Below are 24,699 nucleotides of genomic sequence, written 5' to 3'. Positions count from 1 at the left end.
GTACGGGAACCACCGCGAACTTGCGGAACGCCGCGGCAGACCGTGGGACGGGCCGGGCGCCGCGGCGTTATCCGTGGCTCGTCAGCACAAGAGGGTCACCGACGGTGATCGAACCGGCCGAGGCGACCGTGGCGAGTACGCCCAGGCAGTTGTCGTGCGTGGCCGCGATCGCGCGGAGCACGTCGGAGGAGTGCGGGAGTCCGCGCTGGGCCAGGTTGACCATGACGCAGCGTTCGCTCGAACGTACGAACGTGAGCCGCGCGCTGCCGATTCCGGCCGAGCGGCCCAGCCAGTCGTCCTCGACGAACGGCGGGCAGCCCGGAGGGGTCCGGACCAGGAGGTTGGGCCGGAAGCGGCGCTCGTCCACGGGGACGTCGGGTACGGCAGCCCGGATCCAGTCCAGCGTCGCCGTGGTGAGGACGCTGACCGGCAACTCGTCGAAGTGGGAGATCTCGCCCTCGCGGGCCAGTTCGACGTCGTCCCGGTTCAGGTAGGTGCGCAGGAAGCGGTTCGCGTCCGGCGTGGGGTTGCCGTCCACGTCGAGCAGGACGGGTTCGTCGGTGCCGGGAGGCAGCCGCGAACCCAGCCGAAGCAGGCCGTCCATCCTGGTGAATCGCCGGGTGCTCTTGCCCGACCCCAGCTTCCCGCGTCCGTCGCGGACGGCGAGCCGGCGGTCGCCGACCACCCCGCGTGCGTCGACGTCCGCCTGGCGCAGCAGTTCACCGCCGACCGACTTGATCGGGTACCGCCAGACGCGTTCGACGACGCCGATCTCTTGCGGGCCGATCTCTTGCGGGCCGATCTCCTGCGGGCCGATCACCTCCACGCCGCGACCGTAGCGGTTCGCGAACGGGATCGGTTGCCTACTCGCCGGGCTGGCTGAACATCCAGCGGTGGCCCTCCGGGTCGGCGGCCCGGTAGAGGGTCCCGTGGCCGGTGTCCTCCACTTCCGACAGCATCGTGGCGCCGCCGGCCTTGGCCTGGTCGAAGTGCGCGCGTACGTCGCCGACCTGGACGAACACGCCGTTGACGATGTACGGGGTGTCCATCCAGCCCCTGGCGGCCTCGCAGGTCCGCACGTGCGTGGCGGGGCTTTCGTACCCGTTGCCGAAGTCGACGAGCATCACGACGCCGTCGCCGTGAGCGAGTTCGGCATGGGTGATGCGGCCGTCGTCGTCGGTGAACCGGAAGCGCTCGGTGAAGCCGAACGCGGTGGTGAGGAACTCGATCGCCGCGCTCGCGTTCTCGTAGGCGAGCATCGGAACCATGGTGGGGAGCTTCGTCTCGGTCATGCCGGGCAGCTTGCCAATTGTTAGCGAGAAGTGCAACTATTTCGGTGTGGTGAAGAATACGGAATCTCGGGTGGACGAGGCCTTCGGCGCCCTGGCCGACCCGACCCGCCGCCGCGTCGTCGAGCTGCTCGGCGCGCGGCCGTACCGCGCCGGCGACCTGGCCCGCGAGCTCGGCACGTCCGCACCGGTGATGAGCCGGCACCTGCGCGTCCTGCTGCGGGCCGGCCTGGTGACCGACGAGCGGCCACCCGACGACGCGCGGGCCCGGATCTTCTCGCTGCGCGCCGACCAGCTCGCCGCGGTGTCGGCCTGGCTGGACCAGGTGCAGGCCCACTGGACCGAGCAACTCGGCTCGTTCCGCCGTCACGTCGAACGCCGGAGCCGCTCGTGAGCCGTATGTCAGCCCAGGCCTTCGTCGAGGTCGACGTCGACCGGTTCACCGCGTTCGCCGTCTTCACCGAGGAGATCGACCTGTGGTGGGTACGCGGGCCGATCAACCACTTCGACAGTTCCCGCCTCGCCGAGCTGCGGATGGAGCCCGGAGTCGGCGGCCGCGTGCTGGAGATCTACGACGAGTCCACCGGAGACGTCCTGGAGACCCAGCGGATCACGGTCTGGGAGCCAGGCGCCCGGCTGGTCCTGCGGGGCAGCGTCCAGGACACCGAGACCGACGTGCTGTTCGAGCCGACGGCGACGGGTGGCACCCGGGTCCGGGTCTCGCAGTACCTCCGTCCCGGCGGCGACCCGGCGACGGTCGGGTTCGGGTGGGCCAACATGCTCCGCACCTACCTGGCGTGGAGCCGCCGCCGCGACACCGCCCCGCGTACGCCACGCGAGATCGGCCGGTTGGGGCTGGCGCTCTACTACGAGGATCCGGTGGCGGCGGCGCGCTGGCTGCACGAGGTGTTCGGGCTGGGCTCCTGGGACGTCGACCGCGCACCTGAGGAGGGCGAACGCCCGGGCTGGATCGATCTCCACGTGGGCGACAGCCTGGTGATGCTCTTCCGGCAGGAGAGTACGGTCGGCCGGAGCGGTGCCGGTGACGGTGTGGATGGCGGCGCTGTGGGCGGCGGCGCTGTGGACAGTGGCGCCGTGGACAGTGGCGCTCGGGAACCGCGGCGTACGCACGTTCCGTGGGTGCACGTGGACGACCTCGACGCGCACTTCGCCCACGCCAGGGACCACGGTGCGCGGATCGTCACCGGGATCGGATCCCACGCGGTCCGTAGCTACGTCGCCGAGGACCTCGAAGGACACCAGTGGGTCTTCGTGCAGGCCCGGCCGACCATGCGCTGACCGGCACCCCGCCGTGGGCGACGCGGGTCGGGCCGCCCGCCGTCGAACCGTTCGGGCCCGGCCGAAGGGACGACTCCCTACAGTCGTCCGGTGAGCTCGACCGAACCTTCCAGCGTCCCGTCCGCGCCGGCGACGTCCCAGCGCCTCGCCTGGCTGCCGGCGATCGCCGCCGCGACCACCGTGCTGTTGTGGGCCTCGGCGTTCGTGGCGATCCGCCATGTCGGCGCCGAGCTGTCTCCCGGAGCCCTGTCGCTCGGCCGGCTGCTCGTCGGCAGCGTGGTACTGGGCGTGGTGATGCTGGGCCGGCCGTCGCCCTGGCCGGCGCGGTCGATGTGGCCCCGGCTGGTGGTGTGCGGAGTGTTGTGGTTCGGCGTCTACAACGTCGCGCTGAACGCCGCCGAACGCCGGGTCGACGCGGGCACCGCGGCCATGGTGGTCAACGTCGGGCCGATCCTGATCGCCCTGCTGGCCGGGGCGTTTCTGGGCGAGAGGTTCCCGGCCGCACTGCTGCTGGGCAGCGCGGTCGCGTTCGCCGGCGTCGTGGTGATCGGGGTGGCGACGTCCGCGGGGTCGACCGCGGACACCGTTGGCGTGCTGCTGTGCCTCGTCGCCGCGGTCGCCTACGCCGTCGGCGTGGTGGCGCAGAAGCCGCTGCTCGCGCGCCTGCCGGCGTTGCAGGTGACCTGGCTGGCGTGTGTGATTGGGACGGTCGCCTGCCTGCCGTTCGGTCCGGAGCTGGTACGCGAGACTGTGGCGGCCCGGCCGTCCACCCTGGGCTGGGTGGTGTGCCTGGGTGCGTTCCCGACCGCGGTCGCGTTCACGACCTGGGCGTACGCGCTGTCCCGGACGAGTGCCGGCCGGATGGGCGCCACGACCTACCTCGTCCCGCCGGTGGCCATCCTGCTCGGCTGGCTGTTGCTCGGCGAGGTGCCGGCGTCGTTGGCGTTCGCCGGGGGAGCGCTGTGCCTGGTCGGGGTGGCGCTCACCCGGCGCCGGGTGCGGAAACGGTCCGGTCAGGCACGCGTGGCGGCGTCGACGGGATCGGCGGACTCGGCAGGCTCGGCGGACTCGGCGGCGGTCTCGTCGCCGTACGACCGGAGGTGACGGAACATCACGCCGGCCACGACGGCGACCGCGGCGAGGATCACCGCGCCGACGACCGCGGCGATCGCCAGACCGCCGGTGAACGCACTGCGCGCGGAGCCGAGTAGGGCGGTGGCCATCGGGTCGGACAGTCCGCCGGCGGTGACCACCGCGCCGGGCAGGCTCTCCCGTGCCGCGTCGGCCGCCGCGGCCGGGACGCCGGCGGGGACGCTGACCCGGGCGACGTAGAAGGCCGCCGCGATGCTGCCGAGCGTCGCCACGCCGAGGGCGACGCCGAGTTCGCCGCTGGTCTCCGACATGCCGGACGCGGCGCCGGCCTTCGTGGGCGGTGCCGCGCCGACGATCAGGTTGACCCCGAGCGCGGACGGCGCGGCGATGCCGACGCTCGCCAGCGCGAAGCCCACCAGCAACGTCGTGAGTCCGAAGCGACCGGCCGCCAGCGCGACCACCACCAGACCCAGGGCGGCGATCGCGAACCCGCCCGCCGAGACGAGGGCCGGACGGAACCGGCGCGCCAACTGCGGGGTGAGCATCGAACTGATCGCCATCGCGACGTTCACCGGAATGGTGGCGAGGCCCGCGCGCAGCGGCGACAGGCCGGCGACGAGCTGGAGGTACTGGCTGATCAGCAGGAAGGTTCCGGCCATCACGATCGCGCCGCCGAAGTTCATGCAGAGTGCGGTGCTGAACCGGCGTGAGCGAAAGAGATCCAGGTCCAGCAACGGGTCGTCAAGGCGGACTTGACGGCGGCAGAAGAGTACGCCGAACGCCAGGCCGGCCACCACCGCCAGTGCGGGACCGGCCTGCCAGCCGCCGTGGGCGAGTTCCTTCAGGCCGTACACCACGGGCAGCACCGTGGCCAGCGACAGGGCCACGCTCGCCAGGTCGATGCGGCCGGACTGCTCGTCCCGGAACTCGGGCAGCAGCGAGGGTGCGGTGGCCAGCAGGAGCACCATCACCGGGACACCGAGCAGGAACGCCGAGCCCCACCAGAAGTTCTGCAGGAGTACGCCGCCGACCAGGGGCCCGACGGTCATGCCGACCATGAAGCACGTCATCCACACCGCGATCGCCACGCCCCGCTGATGCTGGTCACGAAACATCGTTCCGATCAGCGACAGGGTCGACGGCATGAGGGTGGCGCCGGCAACACCGAGCAGGGCACGGGTCGCGATCAGCATCTCCGCGGAGGTGGAATACGCCGCGAGCACGGACGCGACCGCGAACGCCGTACCTCCGATCATCAACAGCCGCCGGCGGCCGATCCGGTCGCCGAGGGTCCCCATCGTGACCAGAAAGCCCGCGATCATGAAGCTGTAGATGTCCATGACCCACAGTTGCTGGGTCGCGGTGGCGCCGAGATCTTCGCTCAGGTGGGGAAGGGCGAGGTAGAGCACGCTCATGTCGAGTGAGAGCAGCAGTGTCGGCAGTGCCAGCACGGCCAGCCCGGTCCACTCCCGTCGGCTCGCGCGGGGGCCAGGTGCGGTCGACTGCGATGTCACGACGTCCCTTTCGGTTGTGCTGCCGGTGCCGCCTCCTGGTCGTGCTGGTGGCGCCGCCGCGCAGTGGGGACGACGGTAGGCCCACGGCCCAGGTGGGGAGCAACCGGATTGTGTCGTCGGATGAGACTCCGCGACGGCCGGAAAGTCATCGCCGGCGGCTGGTGCCGAGGAGTCCCGGTGAGTTCCGGGGGAGTCCGGGGGAGTCCGCGGGGAGTCCCGGGGAGTTCAGGCAAAGGCGGACAGGTCTTGACGGCTATATAACCAAGGCGGCATATTACTTCTGGCGTGAGGGCGTCACGTTCTCCGGACCCCGCTGCGCCGGCCGCCTTGTGTGAACCGTCTCTTGGTGAGGAGTGCTCCATGGATCGCTCGAGTTTCCGACCCAGGCCGCCGGGCCCGGCGGAGGCCGTCCCCGAGGACGATCGCTGGACGCTCGTTCTCGTCCGCGAACTCCGTCACTCGCCTGAACGCGTGTGGGCGGCACTGACCGAGCCGGACCAGGTACGCGAATGGGCGCCGTTCGTACCCGACCGCGATCTCGGCCGGGCCGGTGACGCGACCCTGGCGATGGTCGACGGCGCCGCGACGGACGACGTTGCGTCTACCGTCCGCCGGGCCGAGCCTCCTCGGTTGCTCGAGTACACGTGGGGTTCCGACCTGTTGCGGTGGGAGCTCGCTGCCCAAGGGGCGGGCACCCTGCTGACGTTGCGGCACACGGTGGGCGATCGGCAGGTGGTGGCCAAGGTCGCGGCGGGCTGGCACCTGTGCCTCGACGTGGCCGAGCACCTGCTCGACGGGGAACCCGTGGGCCCGATCCGCGGCATGGAGGCGGTCGACTTCGGCTGGAACGACCTGCACGACGCGTACGTGCGGATGCTGAAGGAGCGGTAGCCGATCCTGCACGTCGTGGCCCCTGGTCCGGGTCGGCCGCGCCTGCCCGGCATGCGTGGGCCTGCCGTGCCGTCGGCGCCTTCTCCGGTTGGGCGTCTCCGAGCCGGGAGTACCTCCCTTGAGTAGTGCGGTGCCAGGTTTTTGTCCACAGGTAGCGGATCGGGTTGTGCATCGGGTCTCCTTGTGGACAACGGATCTCGTGTCGGCGGTGGCCTCTAGACTTCGAACATGCATTCGACGACGCAGGACCTTCCCGGCGCAGGTGGCAGCGGCGCCGTCGCCCGGTTGAGGGCTGCGCTGGGTATGTTCCGCGCCGGGATGGACGAGGCACTGTCCACCCCCACCGCCTGCCTGGAAGCGCGCGAACTCGGCGAACTGATCGGCGAACTGGCCGTGGAGAAGGCGCGCGCGGACGCGCTCACCCTGACCTGGGTACGCGAGGCCGAAGCCGGCGACATCGGGAAGACGACGGGTGCTGCGACCGCGGCGGGGTGGTTGCGCACCGTGCAGCGGATGTCGAAGACCGAGGCGTCCGCCACCGTCGGCTTGGCGCGGGACCTGGATCGTACGGTGACCATGACCGCGCGGGCTCTTGCTCGTGGGGAGTTGTCGTTGAAGCATGCGCAGGTGATCGCGTTCGCGGTCAAGGACCTGCCCACCTGGATCGGTCCCGAACAGCGGGTGAAGGCCGAGGAGTACCTGATCGCCTGGTCGAGGCGGCGTAACCCCGACGACATCCGGGTGTTGTGCCGGGCGTTGCTGCAGTACCTCGCACCGCAGGAGTGGGAACGCCGCCTCGGCAAGGAGCTCGGCGACGCCGAACGCGCAGCGGAACGTAAACGGTCCCTGCGCTACCTGGCCAACGGTGTTCCCGGCTCCGAAACCGTGGTGATCAAGCTTCCGGCGGTGGAGATGGAGACCCTCCGGAAGATGGTCGAGGCGCTGATTGCCTCCGACGCCCGCCCCGACCCCGACGAACGCCCCCTGGACCAGCGGCGTGGGGACGCCTTTGCGGAACTGGTCGCCCGGTGGGCGCAGCAGCAGGCATCGCCCAACCGCGGCCGCGGACGCGACTGCGTCACGGTCACCGTTGGAGTCGACCAGCTACTGACCGGCCTCGGGTTCGGCACCATCGATGACCTCAACCCCGTGCGCCCCATGCCCTGCAACTGCCAAACCCCCGACGCCAAACGCCAGGCCCAGCGCAAGACCCGACAGCAGAACAAGAACACCAGCAACACCAACGGCACCACGGGCACCAAGCCCACGACGCCCGCCTGCAGCAATGGCGCCGACGACACCGAGGACACCAAGGCCAAGAACTCCGTCCGCAGCGAGGACGCGAACGACAGCGAGCGCGAAGCCGGTGCAGGTGGCGTTGCCGGAACCAGCGACTCGGAGGAGGCCGGTGCCGAGTGCACGGTGGCTACGCGGGAAGGTCATCCAGCCAAGGAGAAACCACCGGGCGATCCGGGTGGGTACGCGGACCGGGTACCCGAACCGCGAGGCCCCGGGCAGCACCCACAACCGCACAGCGAGACCGGAGCGGATCCAACAGGTGAAACGGATCCGGAAACCGACGCCGAGACCGGGGAGGGTGCGGCGCGCCTGGAGGCTGCCCCCGACCCGCACGACGGCTGCACCAAGTGCGGAGGCGGTGGATCGGCCCGGATCCTCGGCCTGCGCGGCGAACCGCTCTCAGTCGCCACCATCCGCAGGATGGCCTGCGACGCCAACATCATCCCCGTCGTCCTCGGCGGCAACGGGGAGGTCCTGGACGTCGGGATGGCCGACCGGTTCTTCACCGAACCCCAACGCCGAGCACTCGCCGTCCGGGACGGGTCCCACTGCCACTTCCCCGACTGCCAGGTGCCCGAGCGGCGCTGTGTCGCTCACCACCTGAACCCGTGGGACGACTTCGGACCGACAGACCTCACCAACGGAGTGCTGCTCTGCAAAACCCACCACACCTTCGTCCACCACAAAGGCTGGACAGTGCGGATGGGTGACCACGGACACCCCGAATACATCCCGCCAGAGTGGGTGGACCCGCGGCAGAAAGTGCGCCGGCCATGACAGCGATCTGGGCGTGCTTCCGCCTATCGTGAGCCCATGTCGAAGTCGCAGGTCCTGGAAGTGGCCGGGCATGAGGTGACTGTCACCAACCCGGACAAGCTGGTCTTCCCCGCCGGCGGCCACACCAAGCTCGACCTGGTGCGCTACTACCTCGCCGTCGCCGACGGAGCCCTGCGTGGCATCGAGGGCCGCCCGATGATCCTGAAGCGGTTCGTGAAGGGCATCGAGCAGGAGGCGTTCTTCCAGAAACGCGCACCCGGCAACCGGCCGGACTGGGTGGAGGTGGCCGAGCTGCACTACGCCTCCGGGCGTTCGGCGGAGGAGGCCGTGGTGCGTGACGCGGCCGGGCTGGCGTGGGCGGTCAACCTGGGCTGCGTCGACCTCAACCCCCACCCCGTGCTCGCGGAGGACCTCGACCATCCCGACGAGCTACGCATCGACCTCGACCCCGTTCCCGGCGTGGAGTGGAAGCAGATCCTCGATGTCGCGCTGGTGTCCCGCGAGGTGCTGGAAGACCACGGGCTCGCCGCCTGGCCGAAGACCTCCGGGTCGCGAGGCTTCCACATCTACGCGCGGATAGAACCCCACTGGACGTTCCGCGACGTACGACTCGCCGCGGAGACCGTCGCCCGTGAGGTGGAGAACCGCGCGCCCGACCTCGCCACCAGCAAGTGGTGGAAGGAGGAACGCCAGGGCGTGTTCGTCGACTTCAACCAGAACGCCAAGGACCGCACGGTCGCGTCGGCGTACTCCGTGCGGCCCACCCCTGACGCCCGCGTGTCCACCCCTCTGCGGTGGGACGAGGTGCCCGACTGCCGGCCCGAGGCGTACACCCTGCCGACCGTCCTCGAACGCTACGACGCGCTCGGCGACCAGTGGGAGGGCATCGGCAGCTCGCACGGATCCCTGGAACCCCTGCTCGACCTCGCCAGGCGACTCGGACCCGCGGAGAAGCCGCCCAAGGGGACCGGCCGCCGTCAACAGACGATGCCGCTGGTCGAGATAGCCCGGGCGAAGACGAAGGAGGAGGCCCTCGAAGGGCTGGAACGCTGGAAGTCCCGGCACGAAGCCGTGGTCGGGCAGCTGCAACCCGCCGACATCCTGGTCGACGGCATGCGCGGACGAAGCTCGGTCTGGTACCGCATCCGGGTCAACCTCCAGCACGTCCCCGAGGCGCACCGCCCACCGCAGGAACCCCTCGAGGTCGACTACGACCCGTGGGCAAACACCCCGTGGGCGCAGGAGCGGGACAGCCGCTGACAGGTCCCTCGGCCTCATCACCGGCGCGCACCGGCGCACACCGAGGCACACCGAGGTTTTCCCGGACCGGGCACCACGGGCATCCCGGGCAGAAATTCTCACTCGCCCCATGTCCGGCGCCGCGGCTGGAACTCCAGGTCCAACGGCCGGAAAACCGCGCCCGGAGCAGGCAGGATGGCGGGCAAGTCGACCGTGCTCGGTAAGGCATTCCTGCCTGCGCGTAACGATGGAAGCCCCGGGACCCCGAAGGACCGATGGGGGCTCGCGGTGTCGACTCCCACGCCGGTGCGCGCGAGGATTGGGGTAAGAGAAGCGAGGTTTTCAGGTGACTCTCATCGCGAACGAGCGAGTACGGGGATCCTTGGAACGGATCGCCGAAAGCGCCGCCGCGCTCACCGATGCGGAGTATTCGGGCATCGTGCTGGTCGACGGCGAACCACCCGAACTCGCTGTGTCGCACGGCCCGCACCACTCGACATACGACGCGCTGCTGCTCGGTGCCGAGTCGGGTGTGCTGCGCCGGGTGCTCGACTGCGACGGACCCACGCACGTCACCGACGTTCACAGCCTGCCCGTTCCGCACCAACGCTCGCGGGGGCGTCGGCGGGCCGGAGGAGCGGGCAGTTCACCTTCACCTTCACCTTCACCTTCACCTTCACCCTCGACGCCGACCTGCGGCCTGCTCGGCGACCGCATCCTCTCCCCGGAGTGCGGTGACCTGTGCGGGGCGCTGGTCGTGGCCGCCAAGCGCGGCGGCACCTTCACCGCCGAGGACGCTTCCGTGGTCACCGTTCTCGCCGACGCGGCCGGAGCGGCGATCGAACAGGCGCGGATCGCGGCCCGGGAACGACGACGTCAGCACTGGCTTTCCATCAGCGCCACGGTGACCAGCCTGCTGCTGAAGCACGTCGACCCGAAGGAGGCGCTGCGCGAGATCCTGCGCGGCGGCTTCCGGGAACTGTGCGGCGCCGACGTCTCAGCGGTGATGTGCGCCGACCCGCTCCGGCCGGGCGTACCGCTGATCATCGCCGTGGACGGACTCGGTCTGGACGACGTCCCGGTCACCGAGATGTCGCCGGACAGCCTGACCGGGCGGGTCCTTCGTACCGGCGAGGAGATCATCAGCGCCGACCTGTCCGCGGTCGAGGGTTACAACCCGCCGGTCCCGTGCGCCAGGCGCCTCGCCTCGATGGGGCCCGGGATGCTGCTGCCCTTGCAGGCCGGGCGACGGATCCTCGGCGTCCTGCAGGTCGGTTGGCGCCGTGGCTCGCCGCAGGGCGTGGCGGCGCTGGAACGGGGGGAGCAGGTGGAGCTGGTACGCGGCTTCGCCCGTCAAGCCGCCCTTGCGCTGCTGCGGTTGCACTCGGAGGAGGACCGCGACCAGCTGCTGTTGCTACGGGAACGCGACCGCATTGCCGGCGAGCTGAGCGGCGGCGTGATCGAACGCCTGTCCCAGTCGGAGCTCGACCTGCACAGCGCCCTCGGTCTCACCCGGCAACCCGAGGTACGCAGCCGCCTGCAGTCGGCCGTCGAGGCGCTGGAGGACACGGTCCGGGCCATGCGGGACACCGTGTTCCAGACCCAGGACGAGGCAACCACGGACGTGCGGTCGACTGCCTGGCAGCCGCTGCTGGAGGAGATCGACTCCGCCTGCTCGACGGCCGGCCTGCATCCCCGGCTGGTGCTCACCGGTCACCTGGACCAGACGGCCCTGGCCAGCTCTGTGCGCGGAGAGCTCGCCGCCGCGGTCCAGCACTCGCTCGCGCTCGCGCCACACCCGTCGGCGACCTCGGTGGAGGTGTGCATCGAGGCCATGGTCGACCACCTGGTGCTGACCGTCTCCGACCAGGGACGCCCGCCGGCCACGACCATCGAGGCAGAACGCATCGCCTGGCTGGAGGAACGTGCCCGGGAACACGGCGGCCGGGTCTCCGTGTCGCAGACCGAGAACCACACTCGCATCGAATGGCACCTCCCCGCCTGACCTCAGGCGGGGTCGACGACGGAGACCGCGCCTGAGCCGTGGGCGTGGACCGGCTCGGCGCCGGAGTACACCCGCCACAGCTGCGCGTACCGGCCGCCGGCGGCCACCAGGTCCCGGTGCGTGCCGTCCTCCACCACCTGGCCGTGGTCGACCACGACGATCCGGTCGGCGCGTTCGGCGGTGGTGAGCCGGTGCGCGATGAGCAGCGTGGTGCGCTGCCGGGCCAGCGTCTCCGTCGCCTGGATGACCAGCGCCTCGGTGCCGGGGTCCAGCGCAGCGGTCGCCTCGTCCAGCAACAGGATGTCGGGGTCGACGAGGTACGCCCGGGCCAGTGCGAGCAGCTGCCGCTGCCCGGCGGACAGGTTGCGCCCGCGCTCGCCCACCGTGTGCAGGTAGCCGTCCCGCATCCGGGCGACCGCCTGGTGCGCACCCACCGCCCGCGCCGCCGCCTCGACCTCGGCGTCGGTGGCCTCCGGTCGCCCGTACGCGATCGCGTCGCGGACCGTGCCCGGGAAGAGGAACGACTCCTGGGGTACGTAACCGAGCCGGTGACGGTACCCGCCCAGGTCGAGCTCGCGGGCGTCCGTTCCGTCCACCCGTACGCTTCCGCCGGTCGGGTCGTAGAACCGGGCGACCAGCTTCACCAGCGTGGTCTTCCCGGCTCCGGTCTCCCCGACCAGCGCGACCGTCTCGCCCGCACGCACCCGCAGGTTGATTCCCTGCAACGCGTCGCCCGCGGCGTTCTGGTAGTGGAACCGCACGTCGTCGAAGACGATCTCACCGGTGAGCCGGCCGACCTGCTTCGGGTGCTCGGCCTGCGGTGTGGTGGTGGGAGTACGCAACAGCTCACCGATCCGGCGCAGGCCCACCCGCGCCTGCTGGTAGCCGTCGAAGACCTGGGAGAGCTGCTGGACGGGGGAGAAGAACAGGTCGAGGTAGAGCAGGTAGGCGATCAGCGCACCGGTGGTGAGGCTGCCGGAGTGCACCAGCCCGGCTCCCACACCGAGCACGACCGACGCCGCGGCCAGGTTGAGGAACTGCACGAACGGGAAGTACGTGCCGATGTAGCGCTGGGCCCGCAACCTGCTGACCCGGTAGGCGTCGCTCTTCTCCTCGAACCGGTTGGCGTTGTGTTCCTCGCGGCCGAACGCCTGCGCCACCCGCATCCCCGCGACGTTCTCCTGCAAGCTGGTGTTGACGACGCTGATCCGCTCCCGCGCCTCCTGGTAGGCGACCGAGGACTTGGCCCGGAAGATCAGGGTGGCCACGATCAGCACCGGCATCAACGTGAGCACCGCGAGGGCGAGCTCCCAGTTGATCCACACCAGCGCGACCAGAACACCGACGAACTGAAGGATCGCGACCACCGCGGTGAGCAGTGAGGTCTGCAGGAACGACGAGAGCGCGTCGATGTCGGTGGTCATCCGGGTCATGATCCGGCCACCCATCTCGCGCTCGTAGTAGTCGAGCCCGAGGCGCTGCAGATGGGCGAACAGCTTGACCCGCAGGGAGTACAGCACGCGTTCGCCGGTGCGGCCGGCCACCCTGGTCTGGCCCATGTTGATCATCCAGTCGGTGATCACGACGCCGAGCGCGACCGCCGCGGCCACCAGGACGACCGACACCGCCTGCCGCTGCACGCCCGCGTCCACGCCGTGCCGGATCAGCAGGGGCAGGCACAGCGAGGCGATCGCGTCCGCCGCCACGAGGACCAGCGCCAGCAGCAGCGGCCGGTTGAACGGCCGGAGTGTACGCGGCAGGGTGAAGCCCGGGTCGGCCTGCTGCGCGTCCTCCATGCTGACCTCGGGGACGTCGCGGACCGGGGGCAGTTTCGCCACCTGGGCGAGCACTTCCGGCGTCGGCGGCATGCTGGCCAGCCAGCCGCCACCCATGCCGCCTCCGCCACCGCCGCGGCCTCCGCCGCCACCGAACCCGCCTCCGAGACCGGTCGCCTGCTGCACCCGGGTCAGGTGGCTGGGCGTGTCGTCGCCGCTGCGTACCCACAGGGCGGGGGTGACCCCGTCGACCTGGGTGTCAACCTCGGCTTGCCGCTGCTCGACCTCGGCTTCGCCGGCCTCGATGCCCTCGGCGTCCTCGCCCGGTCCGGACAGCAGCAGGCGGTAGAGCGAGCACCTGCTGGTGAGTTCCTCGTCCGTGCCGACGTCGACGACACGTCCCTCGTCGAGCACCGCGATCCGGTCGGCCAACTGCAGTGTCGAACGCCGGTGGGCGATGATGATCGTGGTCCGCCCCGCCATCACCTGGCGCAGGGTGGCGTGGATCTCCGCCTCGGTCTGGGAGTCGACCGCCGACGTCGCGTCGTCGAGCACCAGCAGGGTCGGGTCGCTGAGCAGTGCCCGGGCCAGCGCGACCCGCTGCCGCTGCCCGCCGGACAGCGTGAGCCCGCGTTCGCCGACCACGGTGTCGTAGCTGTCGGGCAGTGCCTCGATGAAGTCGGTGGCCTCAGCGGCCCGGGCGGCGGCGCGCACCTGTTCGTCGGTGGCGTCCGGACGTCCGTAGGCGATGTTGGAACGCACGGTGTCGGAGAACAGGAAGCTGTCCTCGAACACCAGGCCGATCCGGGCCCGCAGCGAGCTGAGGGTGAGGTCGCGGACGTCGTGTCCGTCGACCAGGACCGAGCCCCTGTGTACGTCGTAGAAGCGGGGGAGCAGCTGGGAGATCGTCGACTTGCCCGATCCCGCCGTACCCACCAGTGCCACCGTCTCCCCGGCGTTCACGTTCAGGGACAGGCCGGACAGCACCGGGTCGGAGGCGAGGTAGCCGAAGTGCACGTCGCGGAGCTCGACGGCACCCGGGCCGACAGGAAGCTCGATCGCGTCCGGCTTCTCGGTGATCACCGGCCGGGAGTCGATCACCTCGAACACCCGGATGACGCTGGCCCGGGCCTGCTGGCTCATGACCAGGAAGTTGGACAGCATCCGCACCGGTGCGACGAGCTGGCTCAGGTAGCTGGAGAACGCCAGGAAGGTGCCGAGGGTGATGTTGCCGCGTACGGCGAGATATCCGCCCAGGGCGAGGATGCCGACCTGGCCGAGCAGCGGGACCGCCTGCAGCGTGGGCCCGTAGCGACTGGTCAGCCGGATCGCGCGCAGCCGGGAGCCGAAGAGGTTGCGCGCCTGGCGTTCGAGCCGGCCGAGCTCGCGCCGTTCCTGGCCGAAGCCCTTGACGACCCGGACGCCGGTGACCGCGGAGTCGACGATGCCGGCGACCTCGGCCGCCTGCTGCTGGGCGTCCCACGTGGCTGGGAAGAGCCGGCTGCGGCTGTGGTAGCCGATCAGCATCAACGCCGGCGCCACCGCGAGCGCGACCAGCGTGAGCAGCGGCGACAGCCACACCATGATGGACAGCGAGATGACGAACAGCAGGATGTTGCCCAGCATCATCGGCAACATCTGCAGCAGGCCCTGCACCATCATGATGTCGCTGATCGACCGGCTGACCACCTGCCCGGTGTGCAGCTCGTCCTGGCGGGCGCCGTCCAGCCGGGACAGCGCGCGGAACAGGTCGCCGCGGATCGTGTGCTGGACGTCGAGTGCCAGCCGGCCGCCGAGGTAACGGCGTACGAAACCCGCGCCGAAGGTCGTCAGGCCCAGTACGAGCAGTACTCCGATCCACGGCAGCATCGGCGCGGTCCGGGCGATGATCACGTGGTCGACGATCTGGCGCTGGACCAGTGGAACGAACGCGCTCGCGGCCATGGCCACGATCGCCCCGCCGAAGCTGGCGAACACCAGCGGCCTGGACCGCCAGCAGTAGCGGGCGAGGCGGCGCACCCACCGGTCGGCGGAGGACTGACCAGGGGCCGCGGGTGTGCCCGAGTGGCCGGGCTGTTCGGGCTGTTCGGGCTGGTCGGGCTGACTGTTGCCGGCGGATGCGGGCCGGCCCGGCTGCTGGGAGCCGTTGGACGAGGCTGTCGTGGCGGCGGTCATCTGGTGGCGGGCACCTCGGCTTCCGGCGACGGTGGGGTCTGGAGGGCTGTGGGTTCCTTCGGGGCGGCGGCGCTCTTCGGGGCGCGGTCCTTCGCGGCGGGGGAGTGCCGGGCCCAGCGCGCGTCCATCGCGTCGTCGACCTCGGCGAGCTGGCCGAGCAGGGCGTCCGGGGCGGAGATCTCCGCCAGCAGCGGGCGCAACCGGTCGCCGTAGGCGGTCTCGGCCTGGGCGAGCGCTTCCCGTCCCTCGGCGGTGAGGGCGAGGCGGACGACGCGGCGGTCACCGGGTTCGCCACGCCGGGTGAGCAGACCGGCGGCGACCAGCCCGTCGACGACGACGGTGATCGCGGGCTTGCTGGTGGCGAGGCGGGTCGCGATGTGGGTGGAGCGCTCGGTCCCACGGGAGACCAGCTCCAGGATCCGGAACTGCGCGAGGGTCAGCCCGGCGTCGGCACGCTCCAGCAGCCGCGCCAATCGGACGATCGCCCGCACGGCACGCTCGACCGAAGGTTCGTCATCTTTCACAGTTAAGGAGGCTAACCGTTAGGACGCCGAATGTCTCGCCCGTCCGGCCTGATCCGGCCAGGACGGCACATCCCTCCCGCCGCCGCTGCCGCGACGACCGGGCGCCTCGGTGGCGGACGACGTGCTAATTTGGGCGAGTGACCAAATCAGTGCAGCGGCGCCTTACGTGGGGGAAGGACCCGTCATGAAGGTGCTCGACACCCCGCGGCCGCCGAGCGGACTGCGCCGACTCTTCTTCCGGCTGCCCATCCACCTCTACCGGGCACACCTCGGCTGGCTGCTGGGCGGCAGGTTCATGCTGCTCACCCACACCGGGCGGGTGTCGGGCAGTGCGCGCCGGGTGGTGATCGAGGCGATCGACCACGACCCGCGCGACGGGAGTTACGTCGGCCCGTCGGGGTACGGACGGCGTTCGGACTGGTACCGCAACATCCTCGCCAACCCCGGCGTGACCGTTCAGGTCGGCCGGCGCGTGCGCGCGATGACCGCCACTCCGGTGCCGCCGGCGGAGAGCGCGGAGCTCATGGCCCGTTACGCCGTCAGGTATCCGCGGCTCGCGCCCAGGCTGACTCGGTTCATGGGCTTCCAGGTGGACGGCAGTCAGGACGACTACCGCGCCGTCGGCGAGCGAATCTCGTTCGTACGCTTCACACCTGCTCGCCTATCATCGACGGATGGGCGAAGGACCTGAGCTGACCACCGAGCGGCTGCTACTGCGCCGGTGGCGGGAAAGTGACCGGGCGCCGTTCGCGGCGATGAACGCCGACCCCGCCGTGATGGAGCACTTCGTCAATCCGTTGAGCGAGGCCGACAGCGACGCGTTCGTCGACCGGATGGAGGCCGGCTTCGAGCGGGACGGCTTCGGCCTGTGGGCGGTGGAGGTACGCGAGACCGGCGACTTCATCGGGTTCACCGGACTGTCCCGTGTCAGCTTCGACGCGCCGTTCGTGCCGGCGGTGGAGGTCGGCTGGCGGCTCGCCCACCACGCGTGGGGACGCGGGTACGCACCCGAGGCGGCCAGGGCGGCGCTCGGGTTCGCCTTCGAGACGGTCGGCCTGACCGAGGTGGTGTCGTTCACCGCACCGGTCAACCAGCGTTCGCAGTCGGTGATGCGCAAGATCGGCATGCGCCCGGACCTGGACGGCGACTTCGACCACCCGCGGGTTCCGGAGGGGCACCCGATCCGGCGGCACGTGCTGTGGCGGATCGGCGTGGACGACTGGCGTACGACGTGACCGTTGGTGCCGTCGGGAACGTGACCGCACGCCAGGTGGCCGAGGCGTTCGACCTGGGTACGCCGACCGGGGAGCTGGATCTCGTCCAGCACACGGTGTCGCAGACCTGGCGGCTGACCACGAGCGCGGGACGCTTCCTGGTCAAGGAACTCTGGCCCGACGAGGACCGCCCGTGGGCCGACGAGCTCAACTGGAGAAGGACCTTCGAGGAACGCGTCGCGGCCGCGGGCATCCGGATCCCGCCCCCGGTGCCGCCGCCTACGAAGGCGTACGGCTGGACGTCGCGGGTCGCCGGCCGGGGTGCCTACCGCGTCACCGAATGGGTCGAGCACCGCAAGGTCACCGCCGATGACGACCTGAGCGACTGGCTGGGACGCGTGCTCGCCGTCCTGCACAGCTTCGAGCCCTACCCTAGTGATACCGGCGACCTGGAACCCTTCTACTACGTGCATCCGGCCGATCGCTGGCGCGAGTGGGCCGCGCAGGCGCGGCGTCAGGGCCGCCCGTGGGCAACGGAGTTCGCCGGTCGGCTGGACGGTTACCTACGCCAGACCGAACGCCTGCGTACGACGTACTCCGGCATCGGCGACCACGTCCTCACCCACCGGGACATGGTTCCGTTCAACGTCCTGATGACCCCCACCGGTCCGGTACTCACCGACTGGGACGTGATCGGGCCGGACAGCGCGAGCCTGGAGACGGGGTTCGCCGCGGTGACGTTCGCGTACCGGGACCCCCGCCTCGTCCGGCGCACGCTCGCGTCCTACGCCGCGAACGGCGGCAAGCTCGTCGGCGGACTCGGCGAGAACCTCTTCGCCCACAAGCTCGGCAGCGAACTCGGCCGACTGGCGGGCATGGTCGACGCCGTCGTCACCGGCGCTCCGCAGACCGGATGGATGACGCGGTACGCCGACCCGGACACCGGCGTCGGGGACGCGATGGCGGAGGTGGCGGCCGCCGAGGACCGGCTTCGCCGGCTGGCTGCCGACCTCGGTGTCTGACGACGGCCGCCGGCCGCAGGGCTGGAGCGCTCACGGCTGGAGCGGCTCACGTCGCAGCGACACCCTCCGGTGGGCGATACGCCAGCCGTCGGGCGTGCGCCGCAGCACGTCGGTGTAAACGCCGCTGCCGACGGATCCGTCACGCCGTAGGCCGATGAACTTCGAGCGAGCGGTGATCTCGCCGTCGTGTTCGGCCACGACGATGTTGGTCACCAGGTGGGCGACGGGGTTTCGGTCGCCGAGTTCCAGTGCCGATGCGCGGATCGCGTCGATGCCGTTGAGAACCTCGCCTCCCAGTGGCGTCAGGTCGTAGTCGACGTCGCCGGTGAACACCTCGCCGAGCCTGTCGAGGGCGCCCTCGTCGACGAGGTGGCCGTGCAGGGCGATGAGCTCGTGGATGGCGAGCCGGTCCTCGGTGGTCAGAGTCATCCCCGGATCCTGCCCTAGTAGGGCGGTAGGTCAGAGGGAGACCGGGCAGAGGGAGACGGGCAGAGCGGTGAGGCGCCAGGTTCCCGGGTCCGGTGCGCGCTGGGCGCCGTCGCCCGCGAACGCGAGATCGGGAAACCGGCGCAGAAGTCCGGTGAGCGCGGCCTCCGTCTGGACGCGCGCCAAGGCCGCGCCGAGACAGAAGTGCGGCCCGTGGGCGTATCCTAGGTGCGCCGGTTTGCCTGCCGGGCGGCGCAGGTCGAACCGGTCGGGGTCTGCGAAGACGCGCGGGTCACGGTTGGCGGCGGCGAGTGCGACGGTGACGGGTTCTCCCTTGCCGATGGGGAAACCGGCGATGTCGGCGTCCTCGCGGGCGTAGCGAGGAAGGGTCAGTAGCTGAGGGCCGTACCAACGGGTCAGTTCCTCGACGGCGCCGGGCATCAGGTCTTCGTCGGCGCGCAGCGCGGCCAGTTGGCCGGGGTGACCGAGCAGAGTCTCCACGGCGTTGGCGACGAGGTTCGCCGGGGTCTGGCCGGCAAGGATCAGGTGCCAGACGAGGGTGACCAGTTCGGTGTCGCCGAGCCGGTCCTGGTCGTCGGCGTGGACGCCGACCAGTTCGGACAGCAGGTCCGCACCGGGTTCGTGCGTACGGCGGGCGACCGCGGCCACGGCGTCGCGCATGATGGCGGGGATGGCCCGCGCGAACGCGGGGCCGTGTCCGGCGGTGACCGCGGCGCCGTAGGTGCGCCAGGACCCTCGGTCCTCGGGCGGGATGCCGACCAGCTCGCAGATCACCTCGATCGGCAGCGGCCTGGCGAAGTGGTCCAGCAGGTCCACCGCGTTCCCGTTGCCGCCGCCGGCGGGCTCGGCCCGCTCGGCCTTCTCGGCCAGGTCGTCGAGCATGCCTTCGACGATGCGCATGACGCGCGGCCGGAACTCCGCGGCACGCCGTGCGCTGAACGACGGTGAGACGAGCCGGCGCAGTCGGGTGTGCTCGGGTCCGTCCATTTCCTGCATGGTCCGCATGTACTTCAGGCAGTGCTCGGGAACGTCCGGACGCAGGTAGCTGTTCGCGTTGAGCTCGAACCGCGGGTCGGTCAGCATCGCCTTCGCGTGCTCGTACCTGGTGACCGCCCACATCGTGCCAAATCCCGGTGTCACCAGCCGCGCCAGCGGGCAGATCTCGCGGGCCCGTCCGTACGCGGTGAAGGGGTCGCGCAGGGCGGCGGGATTGGACAGGTCGATCTCGGGGATGGCAGTCATGCGTACTCCAGATGGTAATTTCAGATGATGACGGCATCTGAATGGGGACAGTATCCTACCCGCGGAGCGACGGCAACGAAGTGCACGAAGGGACGCGATGGTCCGGCGCAGCAGGGCGGAGATGCAGGAGCACAACCGGGGCCGGGTACTCGCCGCGGCCCGGGACGAGTTCACCGAACGCGGTTTCCGCGACGCCAAGATCGACCAGATCGCCGAGCGAGCCGAGCTGACCCGCGGCGCGGTCTACTCCAACTTCCCGAGCAAGCGGGCCCTCTACTTCGCCGTACTGGCGGAGGACGCGGAGCGGGCAGCCGACCAGCAGTACCCACCGACCGCCACGACTGCCGGCGCGGCACTGGGTGACTTCGCGCGTGCCTGGATGGCCCGGCTTCCCCTGTCCACCGAGGATCAGCGCAGTGCGAGCCGGTTGGGCCGGGACCTCATCCCCGAGATCGTGTCCGACGAACGGGTCAGCCGACCGTTCTCGCAGTTGACGAGTCTCGGCGCCATCCTGCTCGGCCTGTGCCTGGAACAGTTCCCGTCCTCGCGCCGGGCCGCCTCCCGCATGGTCCAGGTGGCCGAGATCGCCCTGACGACTCTGCACGGCGCCGGCCAGCTCGCCGCGGCGGCGCCGGGGTTCGGGGAGCCCTTCGCCGTCGTCCGCGCGTGCGAACAGCTCGCCGAGCTCGACCTTGACGACACGTGGCGGCCCGCTCACCTGCCGCACGTCGCACCGGCGCGACCCGTCGACCGGCCCTGGCGACCGCCGGCGACGACCGACGCACTGCGGGACGAGCCGGCCGACCTGGAACAAGACGGTGTCCTCGCCGTGCTCGGACTCCATCGGCTGGCCGCCGTCGAGGAGGCACTGCGCGCTGCGCCGCCCGAGAGCGCGGTGACGGCGGTCCTCGTCACCAGCAATCCCGGTGAGCTCGGCCCGCTCGCCCGCCTGGCCGTCACCGACCTGCGCACCGGTCTCAAAGGCGCCTTCGCGCCGTCAGCCTGGCCCAGGCTCCGGATCGTCCACGACGAGTCCGGCGAGCTCGCCGCGGCCGCCGGAGTGTCCGCCGTCAGCGACGCCACCGAGACGGCAGTCCGCATCCAGGCGGGCCGGATCATCGCCCGCGCGGACGGTTACGGCGCCTGCCATGCCGCCGCTTCCGCATAGGTTCTGCTCCGCAGCGCGGGCGGGCCGGTGGAACAGGCGTACGGCGTCGGTGGTTGGGTCGAGGAGTACGCCACCGACGTGGTGTTCCCCCGAGGGAAGGAGTTGCCGTGCCGAAGCCGCCCGTGCCCGCCGACGTCGAAGTGATCCTGAAGAGTCCCAACCCCGCCGTGATGGCAACGGTGCGCCCGGACGGTACGCCGGTGTCGGTGGCCACCTGGTACATCTGGGACAACGGCCGGGTGCTGCTCAACCTGGACGCGACCCGCAAGCGCCTGGAGCATCTGCGTGCCGACCCGCGGGTCTCGCTGACGGTCCTGGACGGCGACTCGTGGTACCGCCACGTGAGCCTGCAGGGCACGGTGACGCTGGAGCCGGACCCGGACCTGGCCGACATCGATCGGCTGTCCAAGCACTACGGCGGGAAGCAGTACCCCAACCGCGAAAGCCCACGCGTGACTGCCTGGATGGACGTCGAGCAGTACCACATCTGGGGTTTCTGACAGCCTTTATCCCGGCGCTCGACGAGCCGAGAGCCCAGACAGCAGAAAGCCCGGCCGGTCACGTGACCGGCCGGGCTTTCTGCGTACGTGAGGAAACTCAGCGCAGCGACAGCGACTTCAGCGCGGTGTCGACCTCGGCCATCTGCCCGTTGGTCAGCGGACCGTGCCGGAGCGCGCCGGCGTTGTCCTGGGCCTGGGCCACCGTGCGGATACCGGGGATCGGCACGAACGCCTCGCTGCGGGCGAGCAGCCAGCCGAGCGCGCCCTGGGCGAGCGTACGGCCGCCGGAGGTGAGCACGCCGCGGATGTGCTCCAGCGCGTCCAGCGTGCGGCCCTCCTTGCCTGCGAAGTCGAACCGACGGCGTACGTCGTCGTCGGCGAACTTCGTGTCCCGGTTGAACTTCCCGGTCAGCGCGCCCATCGCCAACGGTCCGCGGTTGATGCCGGCGAGGTTCTCCGACTCGATCAGCTTCACCATCTCGGGGTTGTCGTCGATGACGTTCGCGTGCAGCTGGATCGCGGCGCAGTGCTCACTGCGGGCGAACACCGCCGCCCGCTGCGGGTCGTCGGTGCTCCAGCCGAACGACCGGATCTTTCCGAGCTGGACCAGCTCCTCCAGCGTGGCCACCACGTCCTCGGCCTGCTCGAGGTCATAGTCGCCGATGTGGAACTGGTAGAGGTCGATCACGTCGGTGTCCAGGCGGGCCAGGCTCTCGTCGCACTGCGCGCGGATCGAGGAGGGGGAGGCGTCCCGGCCGATGGCCTGCTGGGCACCCTCGTCGATCAGGTTGCCGAACTTCGTGGCGATCACCACGCGGTCCCGCCTGCCGGCCAGTGCCCGGGCGAGGACGCGTTCGCTGTGGCCCGCGCCGTAGACGTTCGCGGTGTCGAAGAAGGTCACCCCGGCGTCCAGGGCGGCCTCGATCGCGGCCACCGACTCGTTGTCGTCGACCTTTCCCCAGCCGATCGGGTTGCCGTCGCGGAACGCCGGCCCGCCGATCGCCCAGCAGCCGAAGCCGATCGGGCTCACGGAGATGCCGGAGCGGCCGAGGGTACGTGCGGGCATCGTCATGTCGTCTCCATCGGTGCGGGTTCAGTGCAGTAGTTCGTCGGTGGTTCGGTGGTGCGGTGGTTCGTCGGTGGTTCGGCGACAACAGGTCGCCTATCAGTCCTTACCAGAACCAGTACCGGCTCGAACCTGCGGCGGCGTCCGTTCCCGGCCGTGGCGCCCGCGTCGCGCTGTCCGAGACCGGTCGGCTGTCCTCATCCGGCCGGAAGGGCCAGCGCTCAGGGCTCGCGCCAGTTGGTCAGTCCGGCGCTAGCCTCGCCTACGCCCGGGGGTGGGAATCCGAAGCCCGACGTACCTCGACCAACCCGAGGAGTCGCAGTGGAACCACGACAGGCGCACGGTGAGCACCAGCACGAGCAGGAGGGCGGTGAGCCGGCTGACGGCGCCGTCAGCCGGCAGCAGTGGACCTGGTCGGTCCTGGCCGGCATGGCGTCCTACCTCGACGCCGGCTCGATCGTGGCCCTCGGTGCCGGACTCGCGTTGTTCCAGAGCTACCTGCACCTGAGCAGCGGTGCGGTGGGAGCGCTCGCCGCGATCGGCCCGAACGCCATCGGCTGCGCGATCGGCGCGTTCATCGGCGGACGACTCGGTGACAAGCTCGGCCGCAAACGCATCTACAAGTACGACCTGCTGGTGTACGCGCTCGGCATCCTGTGCATCGCGCTGGCGTTCAATGCGCCGATGCTGTTCGTCGGGACCCTGGTGGTCGGCATCGCCGTCGGCGCCGACGTACCCACCTCACTCGCTCTGGTGGCGGAGTTCTCCCCGGCGAAGGCACGCGGGAAGCTGCTCGGCTTCACCCAGGTCGCGTGGGGCGCCGGGCCGCTGGTCGTGCTGATCCTCGCGTACTTGCTGGCACCCCTTGATCTGCTGGGCATCCGGATCGTCTTCCTGCACCTGTTCGTCGTCGCCCTGGTCACCTGGGCGCTGCGCCGGCGGCTCACCGAATCGCCGCGCTGGCAGTCTGCCGCCGACGGCGGCAAGCAGGTGCAGCCGCACCACCGGGTGCGGGCGTTGTTCAGCGGTGCCAACCTGCGGGCGCTGGTGTGGACCGCGACGATCTACGTGTTCTGGAACATCGCCGCGGGTACGGGCGGGATCTTCACGCCGTACATCATCAAGACGCTGCACGCGGGCAGCCAGGCGGCCAGCGTCGCGTTGTCCGCCGTGGGTTTCGCCATCGGGATGATCGCCACGCCGTTGCTGTTCATGAAGTACGCCGACCACTCCCACCGGGTGCGGCGCATCATGTGGGGTGTCGGCGGCGTCATGCAGGTGGTGGCGTACGGCGCGTATCTGGTGTTCCCGTTCACCGTCCCGGTGATCATTCTCAACATCGTGCTCTTCGCCGTGGGTGGCGCGCTGGCGGGCGAGGCGTTCTACAAGGTGTTCAGCCAGGAGCTGTTCCCGACCATGTTGCGGGGTACGGCGCAGGGCTTCACGTTCGGTGTGGCGCGGACCTGCCTGGGGGTGTGGAGCCTGTTCGTGCCCACGCTCGCCAGTGCGGGGATCCGGCCGGTCGCGGCGTTGCTGGCGCTGTTCTTGTTGGTCAGCGCCGCGGTGGGGTACTTCTTCATGCCCAACACGTCCGGGAAGTCGCTGGAACAGATCGAGTCCGAACGCTCGGCCGTGCCAGGCTGAGCAGTTGCTCGGCTTGCTCGGCCTCTCGGCGCCGCGTCAAGGCGCGGTTGCGGAAGGGATGCGGTTTTTTACAATCGTCGCTCCGGGCCGGCGGTCGAGAATGGGGGCATGACCTACCAGAACCTGCTGCCCAGGCTGATCGTTTCCGACGCGAACGCGGCCATCGACTTCTACCGCAAGGCGTTCGGCGCCGAGGAGGTCGCCCGGTTCGCCGACGACGACGGGAAGGTCGTGCACGCCGAACTCCGGTTCGGGCCGGTGGCGATCACCCTGAAGGACGAGGACCCCGGCACCCCCGACATGGGCCCGGCCGCACTGGACGGCTCGCCGGTGATCCTCACGTTGTATGTGTCCGACGCCGACGCGGTGTCCGCGCAACTGGTGGGCGCGGGTGCCACCGTGGTCTTCCCGGTCGGCGACTCGCCGTACGGGCGGATGGGCCGCCTGCGTGACCCGTTCGGCCACGTGTGGATGCTCCACCAGGATGCCCCGGACTTCGCCGGCTGAGGGGTCGGAG

The 24,699-nt window shown here is 70.5% G+C and carries 22 protein-coding genes; 14 read left to right on the top strand and 8 right to left on the bottom strand.

The genetic code is table 11. The features are described from left to right. Positions 1-67 precede the first annotated feature (67 nt). A complete protein-coding gene (locus F4554_RS22890; protein ID WP_202889425.1) occupies positions 68-826 on the bottom strand; it encodes an MOSC domain-containing protein in 759 nt (252 codons plus the stop codon). A gap of 37 nt (positions 827-863) precedes the next feature. Then, the gene (locus F4554_RS22885; protein ID WP_179789459.1) at positions 864-1,292 is read right to left on the bottom strand and encodes a VOC family protein; all 429 of its coding nucleotides are present in this window, start codon (positions 1,290-1,292) and stop codon (positions 864-866) included. A gap of 70 nt (positions 1,293-1,362) precedes the next feature. Between F4554_RS22885 and F4554_RS22880 the strand changes: the two genes are divergently transcribed. From F4554_RS22880 to F4554_RS22870, 3 genes are all read left to right on the top strand, one after another. Next, positions 1,363-1,683, top strand: a complete 321-nt coding sequence (locus F4554_RS22880; protein WP_337796167.1) for an ArsR/SmtB family transcription factor — start codon at positions 1,363-1,365, stop codon at positions 1,681-1,683. Between the two features lie 5 nt (positions 1,684-1,688). Further along, on the top strand, positions 1,689-2,588 hold the full coding sequence (locus F4554_RS22875; protein ID WP_202890146.1) for a VOC family protein: 900 nt from the start codon (positions 1,689-1,691) through the stop codon (positions 2,586-2,588). Between the two features lie 90 nt (positions 2,589-2,678). Beyond that, entirely contained in the window at positions 2,679-3,692 is a 1,014-nt protein-coding gene (locus F4554_RS22870; RefSeq protein ID WP_179789456.1) for an EamA family transporter, read from the top strand. Here the strand turns inward: F4554_RS22870 and F4554_RS22865 are convergent. Next, on the bottom strand, positions 3,602-5,194 hold the full coding sequence (locus F4554_RS22865) for an MFS transporter (RefSeq protein WP_179789455.1): 1,593 nt from the start codon (positions 5,192-5,194) through the stop codon (positions 3,602-3,604). The genes F4554_RS22870 and F4554_RS22865 overlap by 91 nt on opposite strands. Before the next feature lie 360 nt (positions 5,195-5,554). Here F4554_RS22865 and F4554_RS22860 point away from each other — a divergent pair, with 360 nt between their 5' ends. The 4 genes from F4554_RS22860 (at position 5,555) to F4554_RS22845 (ending at position 11,405) form a co-directional block, all read left to right on the top strand. After that, positions 5,555-6,085, top strand: a complete 531-nt coding sequence (locus F4554_RS22860; protein ID WP_179789454.1) for an SRPBCC family protein — start codon at positions 5,555-5,557, stop codon at positions 6,083-6,085. Between the two features lie 228 nt (positions 6,086-6,313). Next, positions 6,314-8,161 carry a DUF222 domain-containing protein gene (locus F4554_RS22855; RefSeq protein WP_179789453.1) on the top strand — a complete coding sequence of 616 codons (1,848 nt, stop codon included), beginning with the start codon at positions 6,314-6,316 and terminating at the stop codon, positions 8,159-8,161. Positions 8,162-8,197: 36 nt separating this feature from the next. Beyond that, positions 8,198-9,421, top strand: a complete 1,224-nt coding sequence (gene ligD, locus F4554_RS22850) for a non-homologous end-joining DNA ligase (RefSeq protein WP_179789452.1) — start codon at positions 8,198-8,200, stop codon at positions 9,419-9,421. A 325-nt stretch (positions 9,422-9,746) separates the two neighbouring features. Then, positions 9,747-11,405 carry a GAF domain-containing protein gene (locus tag F4554_RS22845; RefSeq protein ID WP_179789451.1) on the top strand — a complete coding sequence of 553 codons (1,659 nt, stop codon included), beginning with the start codon at positions 9,747-9,749 and terminating at the stop codon, positions 11,403-11,405. A gap of 2 nt (positions 11,406-11,407) precedes the next feature. Here F4554_RS22845 and F4554_RS22840 read toward each other — a convergent pair whose 3' ends face one another. Both F4554_RS22840 and F4554_RS22835 read right to left on the bottom strand, forming a co-directional pair. After that, on the bottom strand, positions 11,408-15,355 hold the full coding sequence (locus F4554_RS22840) for an ABC transporter ATP-binding protein (protein WP_179789450.1): 3,948 nt from the start codon (positions 15,353-15,355) through the stop codon (positions 11,408-11,410). Further along, complete coding sequence (locus F4554_RS22835) at positions 15,352-15,879, bottom strand: MarR family transcriptional regulator (protein WP_179789449.1); 528 nt, start codon at positions 15,877-15,879, stop codon at positions 15,352-15,354. The genes F4554_RS22840 and F4554_RS22835 overlap by 4 nt, the downstream gene beginning before the upstream one ends. A 184-nt stretch (positions 15,880-16,063) precedes the next feature. On the opposite strand from F4554_RS22835, the gene F4554_RS22830 reads away from it, so the two are divergent. From F4554_RS22830 to F4554_RS22820, 3 genes are read left to right on the top strand one after another with little or no spacing between them, the layout of a single operon-like run. Continuing rightward, positions 16,064-16,570, top strand: a complete 507-nt coding sequence (locus F4554_RS22830; protein ID WP_179789448.1) for a nitroreductase family deazaflavin-dependent oxidoreductase — start codon at positions 16,064-16,066, stop codon at positions 16,568-16,570. Next, on the top strand, positions 16,554-17,114 hold the full coding sequence (locus F4554_RS22825) for a GNAT family N-acetyltransferase (protein WP_179789447.1): 561 nt from the start codon (positions 16,554-16,556) through the stop codon (positions 17,112-17,114). Before F4554_RS22830 ends, F4554_RS22825 begins: the two co-directional genes overlap by 17 nt. A gap of 20 nt (positions 17,115-17,134) precedes the next feature. Next, on the top strand, positions 17,135-18,115 hold the full coding sequence (locus F4554_RS22820) for a phosphotransferase (protein ID WP_179789446.1): 981 nt from the start codon (positions 17,135-17,137) through the stop codon (positions 18,113-18,115). 30 nt (positions 18,116-18,145) lie between these two features. Here the strand turns inward: F4554_RS22820 and F4554_RS22815 are convergent, their stop codons facing one another. Together F4554_RS22815 and F4554_RS22810 are read right to left on the bottom strand one after the other, a co-directional pair. Next, a complete protein-coding gene (locus F4554_RS22815) occupies positions 18,146-18,544 on the bottom strand; it encodes a nuclear transport factor 2 family protein (RefSeq protein ID WP_179789445.1) in 399 nt (132 codons plus the stop codon). 30 nt (positions 18,545-18,574) lie between these two features. Continuing rightward, positions 18,575-19,804 carry a cytochrome P450 family protein gene (locus F4554_RS22810; RefSeq protein WP_179789444.1) on the bottom strand — a complete coding sequence of 410 codons (1,230 nt, stop codon included), beginning with the start codon at positions 19,802-19,804 and terminating at the stop codon, positions 18,575-18,577. A 121-nt stretch (positions 19,805-19,925) separates the two neighbouring features. Here F4554_RS22810 and F4554_RS22805 point away from each other — a divergent pair, with 121 nt between their 5' ends. Both F4554_RS22805 and F4554_RS22800 read left to right on the top strand, forming a co-directional pair. Further along, on the top strand, positions 19,926-20,972 hold the full coding sequence (locus tag F4554_RS22805; RefSeq protein WP_238341383.1) for a TetR/AcrR family transcriptional regulator: 1,047 nt from the start codon (positions 19,926-19,928) through the stop codon (positions 20,970-20,972). Between the two features lie 107 nt (positions 20,973-21,079). After that, positions 21,080-21,472, top strand: a complete 393-nt coding sequence (locus F4554_RS22800; RefSeq protein ID WP_179789442.1) for a TIGR03618 family F420-dependent PPOX class oxidoreductase — start codon at positions 21,080-21,082, stop codon at positions 21,470-21,472. Between the two features lie 97 nt (positions 21,473-21,569). Here the strand turns inward: F4554_RS22800 and F4554_RS22795 are convergent, their stop codons facing one another. Continuing rightward, a complete protein-coding gene (locus F4554_RS22795; RefSeq protein WP_179789441.1) occupies positions 21,570-22,544 on the bottom strand; it encodes an aldo/keto reductase in 975 nt (324 codons plus the stop codon). 315 nt (positions 22,545-22,859) lie between these two features. Between F4554_RS22795 and F4554_RS22790 the strand changes: the two genes are divergently transcribed. Together F4554_RS22790 and F4554_RS22785 are read left to right on the top strand one after the other, a co-directional pair. Beyond that, positions 22,860-24,182: an MFS transporter gene (locus tag F4554_RS22790; protein WP_202889424.1), complete on the top strand. Its 1,323-nt coding sequence runs from the start codon at positions 22,860-22,862 to the stop codon at positions 24,180-24,182. A 108-nt stretch (positions 24,183-24,290) separates the two neighbouring features. Further along, positions 24,291-24,689 carry a VOC family protein gene (locus F4554_RS22785; protein ID WP_179789440.1) on the top strand — a complete coding sequence of 133 codons (399 nt, stop codon included), beginning with the start codon at positions 24,291-24,293 and terminating at the stop codon, positions 24,687-24,689. Positions 24,690-24,699 lie beyond the last annotated feature (10 nt).

The sequence above is a fragment of the Actinopolymorpha rutila genome, from assembly GCF_013407855.1.
Taxonomy (GTDB): domain Bacteria; phylum Actinomycetota; class Actinomycetes; order Propionibacteriales; family Actinopolymorphaceae; genus Actinopolymorpha; species Actinopolymorpha rutila.
The sequence above is the reverse complement of the archived record's forward strand: the minus strand, read 5'-3'. Positions and strand labels throughout refer to the sequence as shown.

Coding starts and splice junctions, on each gene's coding strand:
- F4554_RS22885 (WP_179789459.1), bottom strand. CDS start 1,292: ATGACCGAGACGAAGCTCCCCACCATGGTTCCGATGCTCGCCTACGAG.
- F4554_RS22875 (WP_202890146.1), top strand. CDS start 1,689: ATGTCAGCCCAGGCCTTCGTCGAGGTCGACGTCGACCGGTTCACCGCG.
- F4554_RS22860 (WP_179789454.1), top strand. CDS start 5,555: ATGGATCGCTCGAGTTTCCGACCCAGGCCGCCGGGCCCGGCGGAGGCC.
- F4554_RS22855 (WP_179789453.1), top strand. CDS start 6,314: ATGCATTCGACGACGCAGGACCTTCCCGGCGCAGGTGGCAGCGGCGCC.
- ligD (WP_179789452.1), top strand. CDS start 8,198: ATGTCGAAGTCGCAGGTCCTGGAAGTGGCCGGGCATGAGGTGACTGTC.
- F4554_RS22840 (WP_179789450.1), bottom strand. CDS start 15,355: ATGACCGCCGCCACGACAGCCTCGTCCAACGGCTCCCAGCAGCCGGGC.
- F4554_RS22830 (WP_179789448.1), top strand. CDS start 16,064: ATGAAGGTGCTCGACACCCCGCGGCCGCCGAGCGGACTGCGCCGACTC.
- F4554_RS22825 (WP_179789447.1), top strand. CDS start 16,554: ATGGGCGAAGGACCTGAGCTGACCACCGAGCGGCTGCTACTGCGCCGG.
- F4554_RS22815 (WP_179789445.1), bottom strand. CDS start 18,544: ATGACTCTGACCACCGAGGACCGGCTCGCCATCCACGAGCTCATCGCC.
- F4554_RS22810 (WP_179789444.1), bottom strand. CDS start 19,804: ATGACTGCCATCCCCGAGATCGACCTGTCCAATCCCGCCGCCCTGCGC.
- F4554_RS22805 (WP_238341383.1), top strand. CDS start 19,926: ATGCAGGAGCACAACCGGGGCCGGGTACTCGCCGCGGCCCGGGACGAG.
- F4554_RS22795 (WP_179789441.1), bottom strand. CDS start 22,544: ATGACGATGCCCGCACGTACCCTCGGCCGCTCCGGCATCTCCGTGAGC.
- F4554_RS22785 (WP_179789440.1), top strand. CDS start 24,291: ATGACCTACCAGAACCTGCTGCCCAGGCTGATCGTTTCCGACGCGAAC.